At 35.2% G+C, this 22,048-nt stretch carries 24 protein-coding genes and 1 other annotated feature; of the genes, 1 reads left to right on the top strand and 23 read right to left on the bottom strand.

Annotated elements, in window-relative coordinates; all coding sequences use genetic code 11:
- Nucleotides 1-21: 21 nt before the first annotated feature.
- Genes HMPREF9402_RS10255 through HMPREF9402_RS10225 form a run of 7 tightly spaced genes read right to left on the bottom strand, consistent with a single transcriptional unit; the run spans nucleotide 22 to nucleotide 4,399 of the window.
- Entirely contained in the window at nucleotides 22-747 is a 726-nt protein-coding gene (locus HMPREF9402_RS10255; protein ID WP_009607296.1) for a class I SAM-dependent DNA methyltransferase, read from the bottom strand.
- Entirely contained in the window at nucleotides 747-1,091 is a 345-nt protein-coding gene (gene rsfS, locus HMPREF9402_RS10250) for a ribosome silencing factor (RefSeq protein ID WP_006783361.1), read from the bottom strand. Before rsfS ends, HMPREF9402_RS10255 begins: the two co-directional genes overlap by 1 nt.
- A 14-nt stretch (nucleotides 1,092-1,105) precedes the next feature.
- Nucleotides 1,106-1,660, bottom strand: a complete 555-nt coding sequence (gene yqeK / locus HMPREF9402_RS10245) for a bis(5'-nucleosyl)-tetraphosphatase (symmetrical) YqeK (protein ID WP_006783360.1) — start codon at nucleotides 1,658-1,660, stop codon at nucleotides 1,106-1,108.
- A 9-nt stretch (nucleotides 1,661-1,669) separates the two neighbouring features.
- Nucleotides 1,670-1,963, bottom strand: a complete 294-nt coding sequence (yhbY, locus tag HMPREF9402_RS10240; protein ID WP_006783359.1) for a ribosome assembly RNA-binding protein YhbY — start codon at nucleotides 1,961-1,963, stop codon at nucleotides 1,670-1,672.
- Complete coding sequence (aroE, locus tag HMPREF9402_RS10235) at nucleotides 1,950-2,738, bottom strand: shikimate dehydrogenase (protein WP_006783358.1); 789 nt, start codon at nucleotides 2,736-2,738, stop codon at nucleotides 1,950-1,952. The genes yhbY and aroE overlap by 14 nt, the downstream gene beginning before the upstream one ends.
- A gap of 16 nt (nucleotides 2,739-2,754) precedes the next feature.
- Nucleotides 2,755-3,864 carry a ribosome biogenesis GTPase YqeH gene (gene yqeH / locus HMPREF9402_RS10230; protein WP_006783357.1) on the bottom strand — a complete coding sequence of 370 codons (1,110 nt, stop codon included), beginning with the start codon at nucleotides 3,862-3,864 and terminating at the stop codon, nucleotides 2,755-2,757.
- A gap of 10 nt (nucleotides 3,865-3,874) precedes the next feature.
- A complete protein-coding gene (locus HMPREF9402_RS10225) occupies nucleotides 3,875-4,399 on the bottom strand; it encodes a YqeG family HAD IIIA-type phosphatase (protein ID WP_009607293.1) in 525 nt (174 codons plus the stop codon).
- A gap of 157 nt (nucleotides 4,400-4,556) precedes the next feature.
- Here HMPREF9402_RS10225 and sigK point away from each other — a divergent pair, with 157 nt between their 5' ends.
- Nucleotides 4,557-5,246, top strand: coding sequence for an RNA polymerase sporulation sigma factor SigK (gene sigK / locus HMPREF9402_RS10220; protein WP_009607297.1), 690 nt, complete (start codon nucleotides 4,557-4,559; stop codon nucleotides 5,244-5,246).
- Nucleotides 5,247-5,274: 28 nt separating this feature from the next.
- Here the strand turns inward: sigK and HMPREF9402_RS10215 are convergent, their stop codons facing one another.
- The 16 genes from HMPREF9402_RS10215 to mnmA all read right to left on the bottom strand — a co-directional run bounded on the left by HMPREF9402_RS10215 (nucleotide 5,275) and on the right by mnmA (nucleotide 21,875).
- Entirely contained in the window at nucleotides 5,275-7,200 is a 1,926-nt protein-coding gene (locus HMPREF9402_RS10215) for an NAD(+) synthase (RefSeq protein WP_006783354.1), read from the bottom strand.
- A complete protein-coding gene (gene nadD, locus HMPREF9402_RS10210) occupies nucleotides 7,197-7,784 on the bottom strand; it encodes a nicotinate (nicotinamide) nucleotide adenylyltransferase (protein WP_009607295.1) in 588 nt (195 codons plus the stop codon). Before nadD ends, HMPREF9402_RS10215 begins: the two co-directional genes overlap by 4 nt.
- A 122-nt stretch (nucleotides 7,785-7,906) precedes the next feature.
- On the bottom strand, nucleotides 7,907-8,596 hold the full coding sequence (gene mtnN, locus HMPREF9402_RS10205) for a 5'-methylthioadenosine/S-adenosylhomocysteine nucleosidase (protein WP_006783352.1): 690 nt from the start codon (nucleotides 8,594-8,596) through the stop codon (nucleotides 7,907-7,909).
- A gap of 57 nt (nucleotides 8,597-8,653) precedes the next feature.
- Complete coding sequence (gene greA / locus HMPREF9402_RS10200) at nucleotides 8,654-9,124, bottom strand: transcription elongation factor GreA (RefSeq protein WP_006783351.1); 471 nt, start codon at nucleotides 9,122-9,124, stop codon at nucleotides 8,654-8,656.
- A gap of 66 nt (nucleotides 9,125-9,190) precedes the next feature.
- Nucleotides 9,191-9,811 (bottom strand): uridine kinase, encoded by a 621-nt coding sequence (udk, locus tag HMPREF9402_RS10195; RefSeq protein ID WP_006783350.1) that lies wholly within the window; start codon nucleotides 9,809-9,811, stop codon nucleotides 9,191-9,193.
- 42 nt (nucleotides 9,812-9,853) lie between these two features.
- Nucleotides 9,854-11,128, bottom strand: coding sequence for a peptidase U32 family protein (locus tag HMPREF9402_RS10190; protein WP_006783349.1), 1,275 nt, complete (start codon nucleotides 11,126-11,128; stop codon nucleotides 9,854-9,856).
- Nucleotides 11,129-11,149: 21 nt separating this feature from the next.
- Nucleotides 11,150-12,085, bottom strand: a complete 936-nt coding sequence (locus HMPREF9402_RS10185) for a peptidase U32 family protein (protein ID WP_006783348.1) — start codon at nucleotides 12,083-12,085, stop codon at nucleotides 11,150-11,152.
- Between the two features lie 44 nt (nucleotides 12,086-12,129).
- Complete coding sequence (locus HMPREF9402_RS10180) at nucleotides 12,130-12,780, bottom strand: O-methyltransferase (RefSeq protein ID WP_006783347.1); 651 nt, start codon at nucleotides 12,778-12,780, stop codon at nucleotides 12,130-12,132.
- A gap of 21 nt (nucleotides 12,781-12,801) precedes the next feature.
- Nucleotides 12,802-13,893, bottom strand: coding sequence for an endolytic transglycosylase MltG (gene mltG / locus HMPREF9402_RS10175; RefSeq protein ID WP_009607298.1), 1,092 nt, complete (start codon nucleotides 13,891-13,893; stop codon nucleotides 12,802-12,804).
- A 73-nt stretch (nucleotides 13,894-13,966) separates the two neighbouring features.
- Nucleotides 13,967-14,260: a DUF1292 domain-containing protein gene (locus HMPREF9402_RS10170; RefSeq protein WP_006783345.1), complete on the bottom strand. Its 294-nt coding sequence runs from the start codon at nucleotides 14,258-14,260 to the stop codon at nucleotides 13,967-13,969.
- Nucleotides 14,261-14,281: 21 nt separating this feature from the next.
- Nucleotides 14,282-14,713 (bottom strand): Holliday junction resolvase RuvX, encoded by a 432-nt coding sequence (gene ruvX / locus HMPREF9402_RS10165; protein WP_006783344.1) that lies wholly within the window; start codon nucleotides 14,711-14,713, stop codon nucleotides 14,282-14,284.
- Nucleotides 14,710-14,976 carry an IreB family regulatory phosphoprotein gene (locus tag HMPREF9402_RS10160; protein ID WP_006783343.1) on the bottom strand — a complete coding sequence of 89 codons (267 nt, stop codon included), beginning with the start codon at nucleotides 14,974-14,976 and terminating at the stop codon, nucleotides 14,710-14,712. The genes ruvX and HMPREF9402_RS10160 overlap by 4 nt, the downstream gene beginning before the upstream one ends.
- A gap of 65 nt (nucleotides 14,977-15,041) precedes the next feature.
- A complete protein-coding gene (gene alaS, locus HMPREF9402_RS10155) occupies nucleotides 15,042-17,663 on the bottom strand; it encodes an alanine--tRNA ligase (protein WP_009607294.1) in 2,622 nt (873 codons plus the stop codon).
- Nucleotides 17,664-17,710: 47 nt separating this feature from the next.
- Nucleotides 17,711-17,923, bottom strand: a binding site (T-box leader).
- Nucleotides 17,924-18,049: 126 nt separating this feature from the next.
- Nucleotides 18,050-18,217, bottom strand: coding sequence for a hypothetical protein (locus HMPREF9402_RS14595; protein WP_006783341.1), 168 nt, complete (start codon nucleotides 18,215-18,217; stop codon nucleotides 18,050-18,052).
- Between the two features lie 86 nt (nucleotides 18,218-18,303).
- Nucleotides 18,304-20,724: an SF1B family DNA helicase RecD2 gene (recD2, locus tag HMPREF9402_RS10150; RefSeq protein WP_006783340.1), complete on the bottom strand. Its 2,421-nt coding sequence runs from the start codon at nucleotides 20,722-20,724 to the stop codon at nucleotides 18,304-18,306.
- Nucleotides 20,725-20,741: 17 nt separating this feature from the next.
- Complete coding sequence (mnmA, locus tag HMPREF9402_RS10145) at nucleotides 20,742-21,875, bottom strand: tRNA 2-thiouridine(34) synthase MnmA (RefSeq protein WP_009607292.1); 1,134 nt, start codon at nucleotides 21,873-21,875, stop codon at nucleotides 20,742-20,744.
- Between the last annotated feature and the right edge of the window lie 173 nt (nucleotides 21,876-22,048).

The raw sequence follows: 22,048 nt of genomic DNA, 5'->3' as shown, positions 1-22,048 counted from the left end.
AGAATAACTCTCAAGTCTTTTTTATTTTTGTGCAACAAAGATAATTCGTTCTGACTCTTCTGTTGGCGCCTGATCTAAGAAATCAGCTGAAATTTCTAAAATTTTAAATCCAACATCTTCAAGCATTTGAATATACTCTTCAATTGCAAACGTACGTTGGTAATGTGTTTCTTCAAAACGCTCATAAGTCTCACCTTGACGTTTAAAGAACGTTAATTCATGTTCAATCGAATACGGATATTTTCCCTCACACACGTGCCAAATATACGTTAAATCAGGATTCGTGTCTGCAAATAAGTAATCATTGAAAATCTCAGTCATTTTGTATAATGAATGCACATCAAAAATTAACACGCCACCTTCTTTTAAACTCTCATATAGATGTCTAAATGTTTGGAAAACTTCTGTATCTTTTTTCAAGTAGTTTAATGAATCCACATAAATCACAGCTCCATCAAAACCACTAAATCCTTCTAGACGACACATGTCTTGTTGAACGTAATGAATGCCAAGACCTTCTGCTAACGTTTTTTCATAGGCAATCGCCAACATATCTTCTGATAAATCAATACCTGTGACATCATATCCTTCTTTTGCTAAAAGAATTGAAATGGTTCCCGTTCCACACCCAACATCTAAAATACTTGAGCCTTGTGGAAGGTACTGCTTCGTTTTGGCCATCCATTTACTATACGGAACATCTTGCATTAAGATATCATAATAATAAGAAAAAGCCTCGTAAGCCATTATGCTAACATCCCTTCAACGTCAAGGCGAGGAACATCTCTCCATAATTTTTCTAAGTTATATTCAAGACGCGTTTCAGGTGTAAACACATGAACAATAACACGTCCAAAATCGGCTAAAATCCATTGTGCAGCATGGGCACCTTCAATACGTTTTAATTCAAGTCCAGTTTCTGCTTCTAAATCTTTTAATTCGCGTAAAATTCCCGCTGCCAAACGATCATTTTTAGCTGTTGTAATCACCATGTAATCATAAATGGGTGAAAATTGTTGCATATCTAATACAACGATATCTTCTGCGTGTTTTGCGTCTAAAGCTTTAACGATTGTTGTTAAGTTTTCCAAATAAATCAACTCCATTATAAAAAATTACGATAATAATCATAAGCAGCCAAAGTATCAGGATGAATCGCTCCTTGATTTTTTGAACTTAAGTAGGCGACTGTATCCGATAAAGTCTTAGCGACTGCCTGATCTAAATTTTTAGTGGCAAGGTCTCGAATGACCTCAACCCCCGGTTGCGTACGCCCCGGTTCAATATAATCTGCTAAAAAGACAATTTTCTCAAGATCCGTCATTGCTGCTTTTCCTGTTGTATGATACTTGATTGCATTTAAAATCTCTTCATCTTCAATTTGACACGCTTCTTTAGCGACAATAGCTCCTACCGGTGCATGCCACACGAGCGGAGAATAGGCTAAATAATCTGTTTCATGTGCCTGAATTAACTTTTGCTCCAAGATTTCATTTGATAAATACTTTGCAATATCATGCAATAAAGCGGCCGTTTGTGCCTTTTGCACATCCGCATTAAAACGCTTTGCCAACTCGACACTACTCTCACATACACCAAGTGTATGTTGATAACGTTTAGCTGGCATTTGCTGTTTAACGAAAGACTTCAATTGTTCCATAGCATCTCCTTATTTAGGTAATACGATTTGTTTTTTCTTGCGAGATTGTTTGTATAAAATAATCGTGCGTCCAATCACTTGAACGACTTCTGCCTCTAAAACATCGGCAATATCGATTGCCATTGTCTTAGGTTCTTCTAAACAGTTTTGTAACACTGAAATCTTAATTAATTCACGCGCCTCTAGTGCATCTTCAATCGTTTTAACTAACATTTCATTGACACCATTTTTTCCGATTTGAATAATCGGCTGCATGTTGTGTGATAATCCTTTTAAATAACTTTTTTGTTTACCTGTTAACATATAGTTCCACCTCTAATTGCTGCTTCATCATCGTGCGATTGGCTTCTTGATTAAACCAAATCTCAAAGGCTTTTGCGCCTTGAATCAATAACATGTCTAACCCAAATTCATAGCGACAATTTAATTCTTTTGCACGCTTTAGTAAGGTTGTCAACTTTGGTTTATATATTAAATCCATCACGACATGATTCGAATTTAAATTCTTTAAATCAATCGGGCATTCACCTTCGATTAATCCAACAGATGTCGTATTGATGATACATTGGTACGATTCTAACTGCTCACCTGCTTGTACTAAAGAAATTGAATTGTCACATATATCCTTTGCTTTGTCAAGTGTTCGATTCGCAATGGTAATATTTTGATAACCATTTTTGATCAATGCAAAATACACGGCGCGGGCCGCCCCACCTGCTCCAAGAATTAAAATAGACGCGTCAAGTTTAACGTTTAAACCTTGAAAAGATTCAAAAAATCCATCCACGTCCGTATTATATCCCATTAACTTCCCATTCACATTTTTAACCGTATTAACGGCTCCAATCGCTTTGGCAATGGGATCAACATCATCTAAAAATGGAATAATCATCTGTTTATATGGAAGGGTCACATTAAAGCCGTCTAACTGCTTTAAATCCTTCATTTCTTTTTCTAAATTAAGCACTTGCTTCAACTCATAGCTTGCCTCAATGCCCAATGCTAAAAAATTAGCTCGGTGCATACAAGGTGACAAACTATGCACAATGGGATTTCCAATCACAGCGAATCTTTTCAACGAACGTCCACCTCCTTTAAATTAAAGAAGGGCGAATCATCACTCCAACACCTTTTGGCGCATAAATATTAATATCTTGCCCTGTTCCTGATAGTGTGAACCATCCCAGTCCTGAAATCACTAAATCCGTTTTTTCATGACCGATATGGAACGTATGTTTTTCCATCTCCATTAGTTGATCATTATCCATCGCGACAGGCTTTAACACGGCCCCTGCCTGAGTTGCCCAAAGGTGATCTGCTTTTTCAAGTTTGGTGCGGTGAATGTGTAATTGATTAGCAAAGTGAGTCACAAATGATGTGCGTTCTCCTTTCACAAAATCCATACGAGCCAATCCACCTACGAATAACGTTTGCTCTGCATTTAACTGATAAACACCGGCTTTAATTTCTTTTTTAGGTGTGATTTCTTTTAAAACTTTCGGTGTCACATAATGGGCTAACTGATGTTCATTAATAATCCCTGGTGTATCGACAATAGCTGAACAATCATCTAATGGAATTTCGATAATATCAAGCGTTGTTCCTGGGAAGTGAGACGTTGTAATAATATCTTCACGCTCCTCTGTGAAACGTTTGATGATACGATTGACTAACGTTGATTTTCCAACATTCGTACATCCTACAATATACACGTCACGTCCTTTACGATACTTTTCAATCATTTCCATTAATTCATCAATTCCAAACCCTTTACCGGCACTGACTAATGCCACATCTAAAGGTTTTAATCCATATTCTTTTAATGAACGACGCATCCAATGGTTTAATTTTGTTTTATTTACTGATTTAGGAAGTAAATCAACTTTATTACCAACTAATAAAATATCATTTCCATTAATATGACGGCTTAACCCTGCTACCATACTTCCTGAAAAATCAAAAATATCCACGATATTGATTACTAAAGCATCTGTCTCCCCAACACGTTGTAGGATTTTTAGGAAATCATCACTTGTTAAGGCGACATCTTGCACTTCATTATAGTGTTTTAATTTAAAACAACGTTGACAATAAATAATTTCATTTTCCATTTTTGAAATACTTGAGGCTGGCGTATATCCAATTTCTTTTGGATTTTCAGTTTGAATCGTTGCCCCACATCCAATACATTTTAATTCTTCCATGATGTTCCTCCTACTGCTTATCTAAATACGTTGGAATTGGTAAGTTACGCTTTTTTAATTGGCTCACAACATAGCGCTCTAGTTTTCGATTGAACTTGGTGCTGCTCTCATCGGCTGATAAGACAATGGGTTCTACTAATATCGTATAAAGACCTAATCGTTTAGAGACTAAGACATCCGTCATGAGTTGATCACCCATCATCACCACCTCAGATTTTTGATGATTTTTTAAAACACGACGTAATTTAATCGTTAAAGGTTTTAGTGATTTGTGATGTGCGACAATCGATAAATCTTTTGCAAATGTGGACACACGTTCGTGATTATTATTAGACACAATAATCACTTCAAACCCTAATTCCTTAGCCTGGTTTAAAAAGGTAATAATTTCTGGTGTCGGTAACGCCACATTGGTTCCGACTAATGTATTATCTAAATCTGTTAAAATGACTTTTTTTCCTTGTTGTTTTAATTTATGTAAATCAACTTCAAAAACACTTTTAACATATTCATCCGCTACGAAATGTTTTAACATCGATTACTCCCCTTTCTCATGATGATTAATTGAATCAGACATTCAAAATTTGACGTATTCATTTAATTTTATCATAAATTCACGATTGTTTTAAGTCTATCGACACGAACTTGTGCATATAATCTACTAAGATTACCTGATTAGGAGGATTATGCCTATGTTTTTACTTCAATTTATTGTCTCATTATTTTCCAACTTGATTCCACTTATGGGGTCAATTAGCAATCAAGCGTTTCCTAATCCTCTATCTCCTGAAGAAGAAGAACACTACTTAACCTTAATGGCTAACGGAGACAAGAATGCACGAGAAAAATTAATTGAACACAACTTAAGACTCGTGGCTCATATCGTAAAAAAATATCAAAACCAAACGGATGACAAAGAAGATTTAATTTCTATTGGAACCATCGGTCTAATCAAAGCAATTGACTCTTTTTCACCTGATAAAGGAACTAAACTGGCCACCTATGCTGCAAGATGTATCGATAATGAAATCTTAATGCTCTTTCGTTCTACCAAAAAGATGCGCAATGATGTCTCATTATACGATCCCATTGGATATGATAAAGAAGGAAATGAAATTTGTCTGATTGATGTCGTCAAAGATGAAAATAAAGACTTAAACGATATCATCATTCAGCAATTAGCGTTCGAAAAAATTGAAAAAAACTTAAAATCATTAACCCAACGTGAACGAGACATTATCGTGAGACGTTTCGGACTTGAAAATCATGAGGAAGAAACTCAACAAGAAATCGCGAAATCCTATGGAATTTCAAGAAGTTACGTCTCTCGAATTGAAAAACGAGCGTTAATGAAGCTCTATCGGGAATTTATCAAAAATTAATAAAAAGGAGGGATGATCCCCCCTTTTTTTATGATAAACGACGGCGATACTCCGCATCTGATGGCATACGCCAATCAGTACGTGGCGATAATGAAATATCTAAAACTTTTGGTCCATCTGGTAAGGCTGAACGTTTAAATTGTTGAGAGTAGAAACGACGATAGAAAATTTGTAGATATTCTAATAATTTTTCCTCATCAAAATCATCTTTAAACGCGATTTTCATTAAATCAAAAATACGATCCTCTGTATCTCCATTGTTTAACATATGGTATAAAATAAAATCGTGAATTTCATATTTTCCAATAATTTCTTCGGTATTTTGCTCCGTATTTAATAACTCTGGTGAAATGGGTGTATCTAAAATATCTGCTAATGTATATTGTAATAACTCTGCATCTTCAGCATTGTTTGTTAACGTAGCACTTTCAAGTAACATAAACTGTTTCACCATGAACTTGACTAATGTTTTTGGAACACCCGCATTAATAGCATACATCGACATGTGATCGCCATTATACGTGCACCAACCAAGTGCTAATTCAGACATATTACCCGTTCCTAATACTAATCCGTTCATTTTATTTGCTAAATTCATTAAAATATTCGTACGTTCCCTTGCTTGAGCATTTTCATACGTAATATCGACTTGATTTGGATCATGCCCAATCGTTTTAAAATGAGATAAGACAGATTCTCTTAAATCAATATCATGATGCGTCACTCCGAGCGTTTTCATCAAATTATTTGCATTTGTATTCGTACGATTTGAGGTTCCAAAACCACGAATTGTGTATGCAATAATATTTTTTCGAGGTAAGTTAATTAAATCAAACGTTTTAGCCGCTAATAGTAGCGCTAAGGTTGAATCAAGACCACCTGAAACCCCAATCAATAACGTTTGGGCTTTTGTATGAATCATACGTTTAGCGAGTCCTGCCACTTGAATATTCATAATTTCTTCAAACGATTCTTTTTCTTCCACTTTAGGAACAAATGGGGTCTCATCTAATGGCTTTTCAAACGTATATTCATCATTTACCACTAATGTAAAAGGAACACGTTGAACATAGGCCATATTATCTTCTCCACTTTGTCTAAATGGAGTTGAACGACGACGGTTAAATTGAATTCTTGAAACATCAATGTCTGCAATCGTCATATTAAGTTCATCACGTGAGAATAATTCAGATTCTGTCAAAATTTCTCCAATTTGAGAAATGATGCTATGTCCTGAAAACACGCCATCGGTTGTTGATTCATAAACACCTGATGAACAATACACATAACCAGACACAAGTTTAGAACTTTGGACTCTCACTAAGTCTCGACGATAACGACTTTTTTGGAATAATTCATTACTTGTTGAAAGATTTAAAATGATATCTGCTCCATTTAAAGCTAATCGAGAACTTGGAGAAGAAGCAACCCATAAATCCAAACAAATCTCAACGGCAAACGAAACATTGTGCAATTCATTTTCAAAAATTAAATCCCCAAATGGTACCGTACGATTTAGGTAGTTAATTTCATCAAAATGACGAACGATTTCATGGCCACGTGTAAACCAACGACCTTCATAAAATTCACTATCATTTGGTAAATAATACTTTGGAATAATTCCTAAAATTTCATTCTTCTGAATCACGACAGCACAGTTATATAAATTACGATGAATTGAAATTGGAGCTCCTACCACGACAATCCCATCAAATGGATTTTTTTCAAGCAAGAGTTCAATCGCACGATTAACATCTTGTAATAAGTAAGTCTGTAATAATAAGTCTCCACACGTATAACCAGAAACAGATAATTCCGGGAAAACTAAAATTCCTAATTGTTTTTGTTTTGCGACTTCTAAAGCTTTTAGCATCACTTCAACATTGGCTATTGGATTTCCAACTGATACACGTGGAGAAGAAGTTCCAACTTTTATAAATCCATTTTTAATCATTTTGATTCACCTCGTCCATATAAATGATGCGCATGTACATATGCATCAACCTCTTGTAAAACTAGTTTATCATTCTTGACATCTTGACGATATTGTGTGGAAGAAACATCCATCTCACCAAATGAATCTAAAACAATAAAACGTTCGATTTGCTCCTTAAATAAGGTTTGAATCAAATCATCCACGTCAATATCGTCCCGACGAAAGACAATGATTTTAAAATAACGAATTAATTCGTCTGCTTGCACCCAATTGGGCAAATCTTTTAGGTTATCTGCTCCAATGACAAATCCAATGTCATCATTCGGATATTGTTGTCGAAAAAGGCTTAACGTTTCAAAACTTGTTAAGACATGATCCGCCTCTACTTCTAGTGTGCTAACAGAAGTTCGTTCTAACTTCGCACAAAGAAGCTTTAACATGTCGACACGAAACTTCGCCTCAATCAATTCTTTTTTAGGATATGGATCCCCTACGGGTAAAAAGAAAAAGTGTCGACAATCAAGATTTTTCAAAATATGTTTAGCAATATTATAATGAGCAATCGTAGGGGGATTAAATGAACCTCCAAAAACAACTAACATCATTCATCACTCCGTTTCCTAAACATTTGTATTATGAACCCAAATAAGTTTTCTAATCGAATTTTTATAAAATAAAACAATCGAACAGTCAAAGTGCGACGCTCGATTGTTTCCATACCTAATTAGATTAAAGAAACTAATTCAGTAACCATTTCTGATGACTCTTTTGCTGCAACTTCAATAAATTCATTAAATGAAATATGTGATTCTTTTCCTGCAATATCTGAAAGAGCACGTAAAATAATAAATGGTTTTTGGTATTGATGACAAACTTGAGCAACCGCAGTTGCCTCCATTTCAATTGCTACAACATTTGGACAATTTTTCTTAATTAATTCCATTTGATCTGGTCGATTAATGAATGAATCTCCTGTTCCAATTTGCCCCATCCAGTAAGTTTTATTCGACTTTTCTAACACTGTTTTCGCTTTTTCGACCAATGTCGCATCTGGCGTAAAAATGGCTGGCATCCCCGGAACTTGTCCATACGCATAATTAAATCCTGTCACATCAACATCATGATAAATAGCTCCATCAGAAATCACGACATCTCCAATATTAGCCTCAGGATGTAATCCCCCAGCTGATCCTGTATTAATAACAGCCTCAATATCAAAATGTTCAAATAATAAAGTAGTGGCAATCGCAACATTAACTTTCCCAATTCCACTTCTTAATAACACAACTGATGTTCCATTTAATAAACCTTTTGTAAACTCAACATGTGCAATGGTTTTAACTTCTTCTACCTCCATTGCCTCACGTAAAATCGTTACTTCTTCTTCCATTGCGCCGATAATTGCAATTGTCATATTAATCCACCTTTTTTCAAAAAATATAAAAAAGAGCTGCTTAAAAGCAGCTTCAAATTACTGAACGTCAAGAATAACGACTGTGACGATTCCTTTTGGAGTTGAAACCATTGCAACGTCTCCAACACGTTTCCCCATTAATGCCTGTGCAATTGGTGATTCATTAGAAATTTTAGCTTCAAATGGGTTTGCCTCTGCACTACCAACGATTTTATATGTCATTTGCTCATCAGTTTCTTCTTCTTGATATGAAACTGTTGAACCAATCGTAATGACTTCACTATTTTCATCTGATTCAATGACAACCGCATTTTTTAAAATGTATTGTAATTCTTGAATACGCTCATAAACCATGGCTTGTTCTTCACGAGCTGCATCGTACTCAGCATTTTCCGAAAGGTCACCTTGTGCGCGTGCTTCTTGTAACTTAACTTTAATTTCTTCCATGCGCACTTGTTGTAAGTGATCTAATTCATCTTGAAACTTTTTAATCCCCTCAAGGGTTAAATGTTGTTGTTTTTCTTTCATGAAAAATTCCTCCGTATCAATAAGAACCTTGTTGATTGATAATATCAACTATTATTATACATGAACTTAGGCATTTAATATACTATTTATTTTAGTGATTAGTAAATCAATGGCAACGGTATTTGTTTTCCCATCTGGAACAATGATATCCGCATATTTTTTAGTCGGCTCAATGAATTGTTGATGCATTGGCTTTACTGACTCTGTATATTGTGAAATCACGGATTCAATGGTACGTCCACGTTCTGTTGTATCACGTAATAAACGACGAATAAAGCGAATATCATCATCTGCTTCAACAAACACTTTAATGTCTAATAAATCACGAATTTGAACATCTTCTAAAACAAATAAACCTTCCACAATAATAATTTTAGTTGGTTCAATTTTTTCAGTTAACTCACTACGTGTATGTTGAGTGTAATCATAAATTGGCTTTTCAATTGAATAACCTAACATTAATTTTTTTAAGTGTTTAACTAATAACTCATTGTCCATTGATAATGGATGATCATAGTTTGTTTTCACACGCTCTTCTAATGTCATATGACTTTGATCATTATAGTAATCGTCTTGTCTTAGTAAAGTAATGGTACGGTCTGCAAATGCATCATATAAAATCGTTGAAACACTTGTTTTTCCTGATGCCGTTCCACCAGCTACACCGATAATTAATGGTTTATTCATGATAGTCTCTTCCTCTTCTTGTCTTTATTATTAGCAATATTTTTATTTCTCATTCACCACATGCTTGCGCATCATATCATTTGGATATAGTTTAAATGGTACTTTAAATTTTAAAATTTGCTTTGGATGTCTAGCAACGTCTAAAGCCTCGCCTTTTTCATCAAATAATTCTGTAATCGTCATGATTTGAGTGTCAATTTTAGGACCAAAGAATTCGACGCGCTCTCCCACACGGAAATGATTTCGTTGTTGTAATGTCACTTCATTGGTTTCTTCATTATAATCTAAAACAAGTCCGATAAACTCTTGAGTTGGATGCTCATCACGATTATTAAACATTTGTTCTTCATGAGATGGAATCCCTTCAAAGAATGCTGGCGCTGTTTCACGGTTAGCACATTTTGATAATTCGACTAATAAGGCTTCATTGAAGACAAAGTTATCTGGATCTTCACAATATAAGTCAATTAATTTGCGATAGGTGCTCACAACGGTTGCAATGTAATGAATGGATTTCATGCGTCCTTCAATTTTCAAACTATCAATTCCTAATTCAATCATTTCAGGAATTGATTTCAATAAATTTAAATCCTTTGGACTCATCGCAAATTTAATGTCATCTTCTTTGAATAAGCGTGTGGTTTCGTTTTCTTGTTCTTTGACTAAATCATATTCCCAACGGCAAGATTGACAACATCCTCCACGATTTGAATCGCGTGCTGTCATATGATTTGATAAGGTACAACGTCCAGAATAAGCGATACACATCGCACCATGAACAAAAGCTTCAATCTCAACATCTGTTTTATCCATGATTTCTTTAATTTCTTCTTTTGTTGTTTCACGGGCTAATACAACACGATGTAAGCCCTCTTGTTCCCAAAACTTAATGGCCATGTAATTCATCGTGGATTGTTGTGTACTTAAATGAACCTCAACATTTGGTGCGACACGTTTACATGTCTCAATAATTAATGGATCCGCCACAATGATTCCCGCTACACCGATTTCACCTAAAGCAGTTAAATAATCTTCAAGTCCCACCATATTCTCGTTATGAGCAATAATATTCGTGGTAATATAGATTTTTGAACCATATTGATTGGCAAATTCAACTCCCTCTTTGATTTCTTCAAGAGAGAAGTTTTGAGCATTTGAACGTAGTCCAAATTCGCGTCCACCAATAAAAACTGCATCTGCACCATACATCACAGCAATTTTTAATTTTTCAAGTGATCCGGCTGGAGCTAATAATTCTGGTTTTTTAACGATGACACGTTTTCCATCAACAATTGCTGATACTGGAGTTCTCGCCATAGTGTCCACCCCTTTTTAATATTATTTATGTTTATAAATTGAAGGTTTATAGAAGAAACCTCGATCTAACTGTCGATTATTCGGTTGAATTTCTTCTAATTTTTTGTATAAGGCACGCCCTATTTGATTGTATTTCTCACGATTTTCAATACACATGTCAATGGCTAAACGGTAAGCTTTTGTGACATTTAATAAATACTCACTTGATTTCAATACGCCATCGATACGGAAACTATCCACACCAACCTCAATAAATTCAGCTAAATCATCAATCATGCAAACATCGCTTCCATTGAAAATATGAGTTCCTTGTTGATCTTCAAAAATAGGATAATATAGCTTTCGCTCTGGATCAAATAATTGTAGCCCTTCTTCACGCGTCTGAACTTTTTCTACAACTTGTCCTTGGAATTTTAAATAATTCCCCACTAAATTGCGTCGAGAATGGAACATACAAATCGCACCATGAACTAAAATCTCAATCTCACCTTTAGCGAATGTTTTTGTCTCAATAACAGATTCTTTCATCATTTCAGGTGCTAAAACCGTACGTTCTACCCCACGATCATACCAATAATTTACTGTGAAGTAATTGGTTCCTAATGTTTCACTACTCCAATGAAGGCTCATCTGAGGCGCTACTTCTTTAGCAATCATGTAAGCCCCTGGATCTGAAAAGCGAAGCGCATCAATCGGTAATGATTTTATTTCTTGAATATATGTTTTCAAATCATCTAACAAGCTATTTGGCATTAAAGCATTGATAGCAACATATACTTTTTTATTATATTGCTTAATTAACTCAACGGCTTCACGTAAATCATTTAATTTGAATTCACCAGCTAAACGTAATCCAAATTTTTCTTCACCAATGATAAACGCGTCTGCACCTGCCTCAATTAAATCTTTAATCTCATGGATATCATGAGGTGTTACAATCAATTCTGGTTTTTTCATTTTATCAACTCACTTTATCATTTATGACAATATACGATTATAAACTACTTTAGCTTTCTTTTCAAACTAATTGCTACGCCATCACCAATTGGTAATAACAGGGTGTCATAATCTGGATGATTGGCTAACCAATCATTATAACGGTTAATTTTTCGAACTAACTGTTTTAAATTACGGCTTTGTTTTTGATTATTATCAAAAATATGCCCATGGAATAATAAATTATCGCTAATAATCATTCCATCTTCTTTTAATAAAGGTTCATATTTTTCAAAGAACTTCTGATATTGAGCTTTAGCTGCATCAATAAAAATAACATCAAATGGAGCATTAGGAATGTCTTCATTCAAAATTTCTAATGCATCTGCTTTAATTAATGTCACTCGATCTGAGATGGTACTACGTGCGTGATAATTAACAGCCTCTTTATAACGGGATTCATCACGTTCAATCGTCACAACATGACTCTGTGGTAAATGGCGCGCCATCATTAAAGAGGAATAACCGATAGCAGAACCTATTTCTAAAATAGTTTTAGGCTGCTTAACTCGTAGTAATTGTAACATTAATTCAAGACCCTGATCTTGAATGATCGGAACATCATGCTCCTGTGCATATTGTTTCATTTCTAATGATAAGTCATCATGTTGAATTGTTTTAAATCGACTCATTAGTTCTATTAATTGTTCATTCATTGCTCTACCACCTAGTTGAGATTACTGACATACATTTGTGCCCGCTTCATATGAAGGAAGTAAATAGTTTCGATAAAATTTCATATGTTCTTCATATGTTTCAAAGAAATGAGTTTTACCATCTACACATCCATACATGTCAGCTATAAAATAATAATAGTTATTTTCATCAGGATGTAACACGGCTTTAATAGCCTCAATTGACGGGCTACTAACAGGTCCAATTGGAATGCCTGGTGTCACATATGTATTATAAGGGGATTGTACTTTTGTCATCGCTTCCGTTACGCGCTCATTATGTTCATCTAAGGCATAAAGTACCGTCATATCACTTTGTAAATACATACCTGAGTTAATACGATTAAAGAAAACACCAGCTACTATTGGCATTTCTTCTACATTTTGAGTTTCTCCTTCAATGACTGACGCTAGCGAAAAGACTTGATGAATATTAAGCGATGCTTCATCAAACCAAGACTTCACCGGTTCTAATTTCTTTGCTGTCACATCTAGGATTAAGTGTGTGACTTCATCAAGCGTATACACTTGATCTAAAAATGAATAAGTAGCTGGATAAAAATAGCCTTCTAACGGATATCGAATCCCTTCTTTTAAAATATCATCGGTCAAAAACCAATATTCATTCACTAATTGTTTCAAATAATCAATATTTTTCCACTCATTTAAAATATCTTCAGCACTTAAATCAACAATTAAAGATAAGCTAGCTGCTATATATTCTAAATCATAACCTTCTGGAATCACCACTTTTGTGGTATTCGGTTCGACAACATCTCCACTTTCAAATTTTTGATACATTTGCTCTAGTGTCATGGAAGGGGATAACTCATACTCTCCTGCTTGAATATGAGACCAATCATTTAATTTAACAATCAAATTTGCCATCTCGGGATGCTCAATCAATCCAAGTTCTGCTAACTCGCGATTCACACCCTTTGTTGATGTTCCAGGTTGAAGGGTATAATTCATCACTGTTTCATCACTCGGATTCACCGGCTCTTGGGTTTTGACATAAAGGATTCCTAAATACCCCAAAATCCCAGCTAATGCGACAATAAGTGTTATAACGATCCCTAGGATAACCTTCCTCATCTTATCTTCACCTCTACATTATATACACACAAAAACGGACTTAACGTCCGTTTTCGCATCTATTAGATTTTAATTATTCTGCATCCTCATCTTCTTCAGCTAAGAATGTATTAATCACTTCTTCAATCATATCCCACTCAGCATCTGTTTCAACTGGTAATAATTCTCCACCCTCGTTGTTTTCACCAGGGATGTAAGCTGAAACATGTAAATCTACATTTCCTTCTTCATCTTCATTTTCTGCTCCTGCTGGGTAGTAGACAACATATGATTTGTTATAATCATCTGAATCAAATGTAAATAAAATTTCACATAATAATTCATTTCCATTTTCATCGATTACTGTTAATTGATTTTCATCTAACATTTTGGTCACCTCTTATAAGATTTACACGAATGAACGTGCTTGATTTGAATCTAAATAACTCTGTAAAATAATGGTTGCTGCCATTTTATCAACCACTTTTTTTCGCTTATTGCGACTAACATCAGCTTGAATGAGGACACGTTCAACTTGCATAGTAGTCAATCGTTCGTCCCATAGAATAACCGTGACATTCGTTGCTTCTTCAAGTTTCTTAGCAAACTCTTGTGTCACTTGTCCTCGTTCTCCAATCGAACCATTCATATTTTTAGGTAACCCTAAAACGATTTTCGAAATTTTATGAGTTTTTACTAATTCTTGAACGTGTTGAATTGCTTTTTTATAATGATTTTCCTCAAATCGGAAAGTCTCAACACCATGGGCCATCATTCCAAGGGCATCACTAATGGCGATTCCACACGTGCGAGTTCCTAAATCTAATCCTAAAATTTTCACTTTTTCGTCTCTACAAACTTTTCAAGTAAAACTTCAATGATTTCATCACGTTCAATTTGCTGAATTTTGTTTCGAGCCCCTTGATAGCTCGAAATATAAGCTGGATCTCCTGAAATTAAGTATCCAACCACTTGGTTAATCGGATTATAACCTTTTTCTTTTAATGCATCGAATACATCTGTCAAAATAATTTCAACCGCTTGATTTTGGTTCAATTTATTTTGTAGTAAATCGTCTAGCATCATTGTTTGATTCGAGATCATGCAACTCACCACCCATAAATAGTTCTTAACTTTATTTTACAATAATGTTAATGGGATGAAAAGAATTATAAATTATTTTTTAACCATTCATCGACATTCTTTAATGCCTCTTCAATTTTTGTTGCATCTTTAGCGCCGGCTTGAGCCATATCTGGGCGTCCGCCTCCGCCTCCACCACAAATCGTTGCGACTTCTTTAACAATTTTCCCTGCATGTACCCCTTGTTTCACATAATCTGGCGTTACACCACAAGAGATTGCAACCTTACCATCTACTGCACTTGCTAACACAATAACTGCCGATGATAACTGTTGTTTAAATTCGTCAACCATTTGACGTAAATGGTTCATATCCACATCAACTAAGTTCGCAGTTAACACTGTAATTCCTGCTACCTCACGTGTATTATTAACAATTTCCTTCATTTTTAAATGAGATAATTTAGATTTTAATGAATCATTTTCACGATGCGCTTCTTTTAACTCATCTAAAATCCCTTCAACACGTTCTTCAAGTAATGCTGGTTTTGTTTTTAATGTCTCAGATACCGCTGCAAATCGTTCAATAAATGAATTCATGTATTGATAAGCTCCCTTACCCGTCACCGCTTCAATACGTCGAGTTCCAGCTCCAATTCCTGATTCTGAAATGATTTTAAATAAACCAATTTCAGAGGTGTTTGAAACATGACATCCACCACAAAGCTCAATGCTATAGTCTCCTGCTTTGACAACGCGTACCGTTTCACCATATTTTTCACTAAATAACGCCATTGCTCCCATTTGCTTTGCTTCTTCAATACTTTTTTCAAACACTTCAACTGGAATAGAAGCCCAAATCTTCTCGTTAACAATCGCTTCAATACGTTGTAATTCTTCTGACGTCAACCCTTGCATGTTGGTGAAGTCAAAACGTAAACGATCAGCAGATACTAATGATCCAGCTTGGTTTGCATGCGCACCAATAACATCTTTTAATGCTTGGTGTAATAAGTGAGTCGCTGTATGATTTTTTGTTAAATCTAAACGATTCTCAACTTGAACTTGGCAAACAACCTCATCATTTAATGATAATGTTCCGTCTACTTGTACACTGTGTAAATGCTGTCCATTTGGAGCTTTGATAACATCTGTTACCATCACATTTGCAGCAGAGGTTGTCATCATCCCTGTATCTGCTACTTGTCCTCCACTTTCAGCATAAAATGGAGTAGTATCTAAAATGACTTGTCCAGCTCCAGTTAATGAATCAACCACTTCCCCATTTTGTAGTAATAAAATAACGTTTGATGTTGTTGATAATTGATGATATCCTACAAATTTAGAAGGGGTTTTAAAGCTCATTAAAGCAGCATTTTGTGAATGCATACTTTCAACATCTTCACGAGCATTACGAGCACGTTCACGTTGTGCTTCCATTTGGGCATCGAACCCTTCTTTATCAACTGTAAATCCAGCTTCTTCTGCATATTCTAAAGTTAATTCATATGGGAATCCGTACGTATCATATAACATGAATGCGTCTTTGCCACTAATTGTTTTATCTTCACATTTAGCAATTAAATCCGTCAAGATTTTTTCTCCATCTGCTAATGTTTGACGGAAGCGATCTTCTTCAGATTTAATCACTTTTTGAACTAACTCAATTTTATCGCAAACATATGGGTAATAATCTTTCATAATATCTGCTACAACAGGAACTAATTCATACATGAAAGCACGATCAATTCCTAATTTTTTTCCATAACGAACAGCACGACGTAATAAACGGCGTAAGACGTATCCGCGTCCTTCATTAGAAAGAAGTGCTCCATCTGCTACTGCAAAAGTTACCGTACGAACATGGTCAGCGATCACTTTAAATGCCGTTGCTGTTTCTTGTGTATATTTTACACCAGACATTTCTTCCGTCGCACGAATGATTGGCATGAATAAGTCTGTGTCAAAGTTTGTTTCAACGCCTTGAATCACACAAGCCACACGCTCAAGACCCATTCCAGTATCTATATTTTTATTTGGTAACATAGGATATTCACTACGATCTAATCCTTCTTTTGAATTATATTGAGAAAATACAATGTTCCAAATTTCAATATAACGATCATTTTCAATATCTTCTTCTAATAAACGGATTCCAATATTTTCTGGATCATATTTTGTTCCACGATCATAGAAAATTTCAGTGTTTGGTCCACATGGTCCTTCTCCGATTTCCCAGAAGTTATATTCTAATTTCACAATGTGATCAGGCGAAACACCTAATTTGATCCATAAATCATATGTTTCTTGATCGGTTGGATAAACGGTTACATATAATAATTCTTTATCGAATCCAAACCATTCTTTTGATGTTAATAATTCCCATCCCCATGTCACTGCCTCTTCACGGAAATAGTCTCCAATCGAGAAGTTTCCTAACATCTCGAAGAACGTATGATGACGAGCCGTTTTCCCAACATTTTCAATATCGTTTGTACGAATTGATTTTTGAGCATTTGTAATACGTGGGTTATTTGGAATTTCACGTCCATCAAAGTATTTTTTTAAAGCTGCAACCCCACTATTAATCCATAATAATGAAGGGTCATTAATTGGAACTAATGGTGCTCCTGGTTCGATCATGTGTCCTTTTGATTTAAAGAAATTTAAGTACATTGAACGAATCTCTGATCCTGTCATGTATTTCATTTTGTTCACCTCTTTTAAAAATGAGTATAAAAAAAGCCCTTATTTGATATAAGGACGTATTGAACGCGGTACCACCTTAATTTTGTTTTTTAAGTAAACTAAAAAAACAACTCTTTGAAACAGATAACGGCGAAAACCGACAGACTTTAACTGTACTCCAGAAGTAGCTTTCGAGCATTGATTGTTAGGATTTATCTCAGCCAAGAAATCCCTCTCTGTGAAACGTTCAATTTTCTACTTTCTTCTATCAACATTTTGTTATTCGACTCTATTTTATCGATTTTATCAAGATGTTTCAAGCTTTTTTTATCCAATTTGATAAATTATTAAATTGAAAAGAAAGCTTATACACAAAAAAGAACTCTCTCGATTGAGAGAGTTCTTTTTTAAAATGGCATTCTATCGTGTAGGTAGTGTTGCCAACAATCCATTTGCTTACGATATTTTCTAGATTGTTTTTTAAATTGTTTTTGATAGTAACGAGGATCTTCATAATACATAAGTGTTGCCACTAAAGCCATTAAAAACATAACAAGTACAAGAATTTTCTTCATCATTTCACCTCAGTTCAAAGATTACAATCTTTAGTTTGAGTGATTTATGATTTTTTATGTTATCTATCTGCACAAAATTTAATCAATTAATCCATTAAATCATACGGTGTGATCCCTTCTAATCCTTCTTCATCTAGGTAATCAAATGGAATATCATGTTCTTTAAAATAATCAGCAAAAGGATTTTCCTTTATCGGTTTTGTTTGATTTAGTTGAAAGCGAAGTTTCAACGTCGTTTGACGTTCTTCTCCCTCATTTTTAACCCCCTTCTCAAGTGCTAAATACTCTCCAATGATAATTAAAGATTTTTTAGCCCGTGTAATGGCGGTATAAATCAACTTTTTTTGTAACATGACGTGATAGGCATGCGTAATCGGTAAAATAACAATCGGATACTCAGACCCTTGTGACTTATGAACCGACACGCAATAGGCATGCGTTAAATTTTGAAGATCGCCCTTTTTGTACGTCACTTCCTTAGTTTCAAAACAAGCAATTAACTTCTCTTCTTTATCATCATTTTCATTTTTATAAGAAATTCCAATGACTTCTCCAACATCCCCATTCATAATTCCTGTTTCCGGATGATTGGCTAATTGGAGTACCTTATCGCCAATTCGAAAAACCTTGGATCCAAATGTCATTTCTCGCTTATCATCTGCTGGTGGATTGAAAATATCCTGTAACATCACATTCAGATTGTCAATCCCACAATCCCCACGGTACATGGGAACTAAAATTTGAATATCACTTGCTGTATATCCTTTTTGAATGGCATTTAGAACAATTTGTTTTAGATAACTTGCAATCACCTGATGCCCACATTCAACATATAGACGATCCGGCTTTTTATCTTTAAGATCCGTTGGGAGATGATTATTTTTCACTGCATGTGCGAATGAAATAATGGACGAATCCTGCGCCTGTCGATGAACCGTTTCAAGCCGTGTCAGAGGAATCACACCACTTTCAATTAAATCTTTTAACACCTGCCCTGGTCCCACAGAAGGCAATTGATTATCATCACCGACAATAATCACTTGCGCACCCGTTGGAATGCTTTGAAATAATTGAAAGGCTAATAAGGTATCAAGCATGGAGCTTTCATCGATAATAATTAATTTATATTCCAGTTGAGCATATTCATCATGTTGAAAAACGCCATCTACTCCATACCCAAGTAAACGATGAATGGTAGATGACTTTAAGCCCGTTGTTTCACTCATTCGTTTAGCAGCTCGACCAGTAGGCGCTGCCAAAGCAATGGGATACTTTTTCTCACTTGTTGCATATTTAGACGGATCTAAATCCACATCGTGTAACATCGAATACGCCTTTAAAATACCTTGAACAACTGTTGTTTTTCCTGTTCCCGGGCCACCCGTGATAATGCTAACTGGTTCCTTTAACGCCATCAAAATCGCTTCTTCTTGTTCTTTTGAATAGGTAATAGCTAATTCTTTTTTTAATTCGTTTAAACATTGTGGCGCTTTCTCTTGATTTTCAACTTTAGACGTTAAAAGTCGCTCTATAGAATCAACAATCCCTTTTTCACTATTGACAAGCAACGGAATAAATAAAAAGTCCCCTTCGATATAAATTTTTTTCTTTTTAATCAGTTCATTAATTTGAGATTCAATTTGCGCAAAATCCAGAAGCTGGGTTGATTTTTGATTTAAATACTGTAAAGCACTTTGAAGCAACTGCTTTTGGTACACATACGTATGACCTTTTTGGATGGCAATTTGATCAATGACATAAAGCAAAGCCGCACGAATTCGACGTGGATCATCTAATGAGATCCCTAGACGTCTTGCAAGCTCATCTGCTTTCAAAAACCCAATCCCCTCAATATCATCAATTAAACGATACGGATTTTCATTGATAATTTCAAGGGCCTGATATTGATATTTTTTGAAAATTTTCATGACTAACTTAGGACTTAAATCATAGCCGTAAAGAGGAGCTAATATCTGTTCTGTCCCCTGTTGATCAATCAGTGTCGAATAAAGTTTATCTGCTAATTTTTTGGATAATTTGGGCACCTCATCAAGCGCCTGTCGATTACGTAAAATGACATCGATAGCATTATCACCTAATACATCCACAATCTTTTCAGCTGTTTTTTGTCCAATTCCTTCAAAAATATCACTACTCAAATAATGAACAAGCGAAGACTTCCCTTGCACATTAACCGAATCATAAGACGTGGCTTGATATTGCCAACCATAACGAGGATGTTCAATTAACTTCCCCTTAAAGCGGTATGTTTTATGTGAAACGAGTTTTGGAAAATAACCCGAAATCGTAATTTTCTCATATTTTTTATGCTCACTTAACCCTAGTTGATTCACTATCTTATCATCAACGGGTTTTAAAGCTTTTTGCATTAAATCTAAATCTTCACCATGTTCTAAGACAAGTAGCGTTCCAATTGAGAAGCCATTATCTTCATTAAAAAATATATGATCTAAAAAAACACCTTTAATGTATCCGGCTTCTCCCATCCTCACAAACTCCTCTCTTAGTATTGGCGAGCCTCTTTATCTTTATATGCAACTTCAATACGCCCTCCACCTAAACAAACCTCATCTAAATAAAAGACAGCCGCTTGCCCTGGCGTCACCGCACGAACAGGTTCTAGCATTTTAACGTTTAAGGTTTCATCATCAATCCAAGTCAATTCAACCGGAATATCAGGTTGACGATATCTAAATTTAGCCGTACAACGATAAGTTCCAACAAATCGCTCACTTGGAATCCAGTTAACATTTGAAACTAATGCTTCATCCGCATAAACGTATTCATGATCAAATCCTTGTCCGACTAGTAAAACATTATCTTTTAAATTCTTCCCAATTACGAACCAAGCATCCCCTTTTCCGCCGATTCCAAGACCTTTACGTTGTCCAATCGTATAATACATTAAACCGATATGCTCCCCCACAACTTCTCCCTCTAAAGTACGCATCTGTCCAGGTTGAGCGGGTAAGTAGTTTTGTAAAAACTGTGTAAAGTTACGTTCCCCAATAAAACAAACTCCCGTTGAATCCTTTTTCTTTGCCGTTGCTAGATCTAATTTCTCTGCAATCGCACGAACTTCAGATTTTTGCAATTCACCAACTGGGAATAACGTTTTACTTAGCTGGGCTTGTGTTAATTGACTCAAGAAATACGTTTGATCTTTATTATTATCAAGCCCACGTAACATTTGAACTTCACCCTCATGTGAAACACGTGCATAATGTCCCATCGCAATGTAATCACATCCAAGATTCATTGCATAATCTAAAAATGCCTTAAATTTCACTTCTTTATTACACATAATATCTGGATTTGGTGTACGTCCAGCACGATATTCATCTAAAAAGTACATGAAAACACGATCCCAATATTCTTGAACGAAATCAACGCGGTGTAGCTTAATTCCTAATTGATCGGCCACTGCTTTTGCATCATTATAGTCAACTTCTTGTGGGCACACCTCATCATTTAGCGTTGGGTTTCCTAAAACGTCAGCATTAGCTGCACTATCCCAGTTACGCATAAATACACCTTCTACTTCGTAACCTTGCTCTTTTAATAAATACGCTGCGACTGATGAATCCACACCACCAGACATCCCAACGATGACTTTTTTACCTTTATTTGCACTCATGTCTGAGACCTCCATTACAACATAATCAAAACATAAATCTTTACTACATAATCTTAAACCTCAGGAAGATACTTTTATTATCGCCCCTCCTTAATAAGATATATTCTTATATTATAAGCAAAAATAGCAAGATAAGCAAATCTATGTCTTATCTTGCCCTAAAAATAAACAAA

The sequence above is a fragment of the Turicibacter sp. HGF1 genome, assembly GCF_000191865.1.
In the GTDB taxonomy this organism is placed as follows: Bacteria; Bacillota_I; Bacilli_A; order MOL361; family Turicibacteraceae; genus Turicibacter; species Turicibacter sanguinis.
This window is presented reverse-complemented; position numbering and strand designations above follow the sequence as displayed.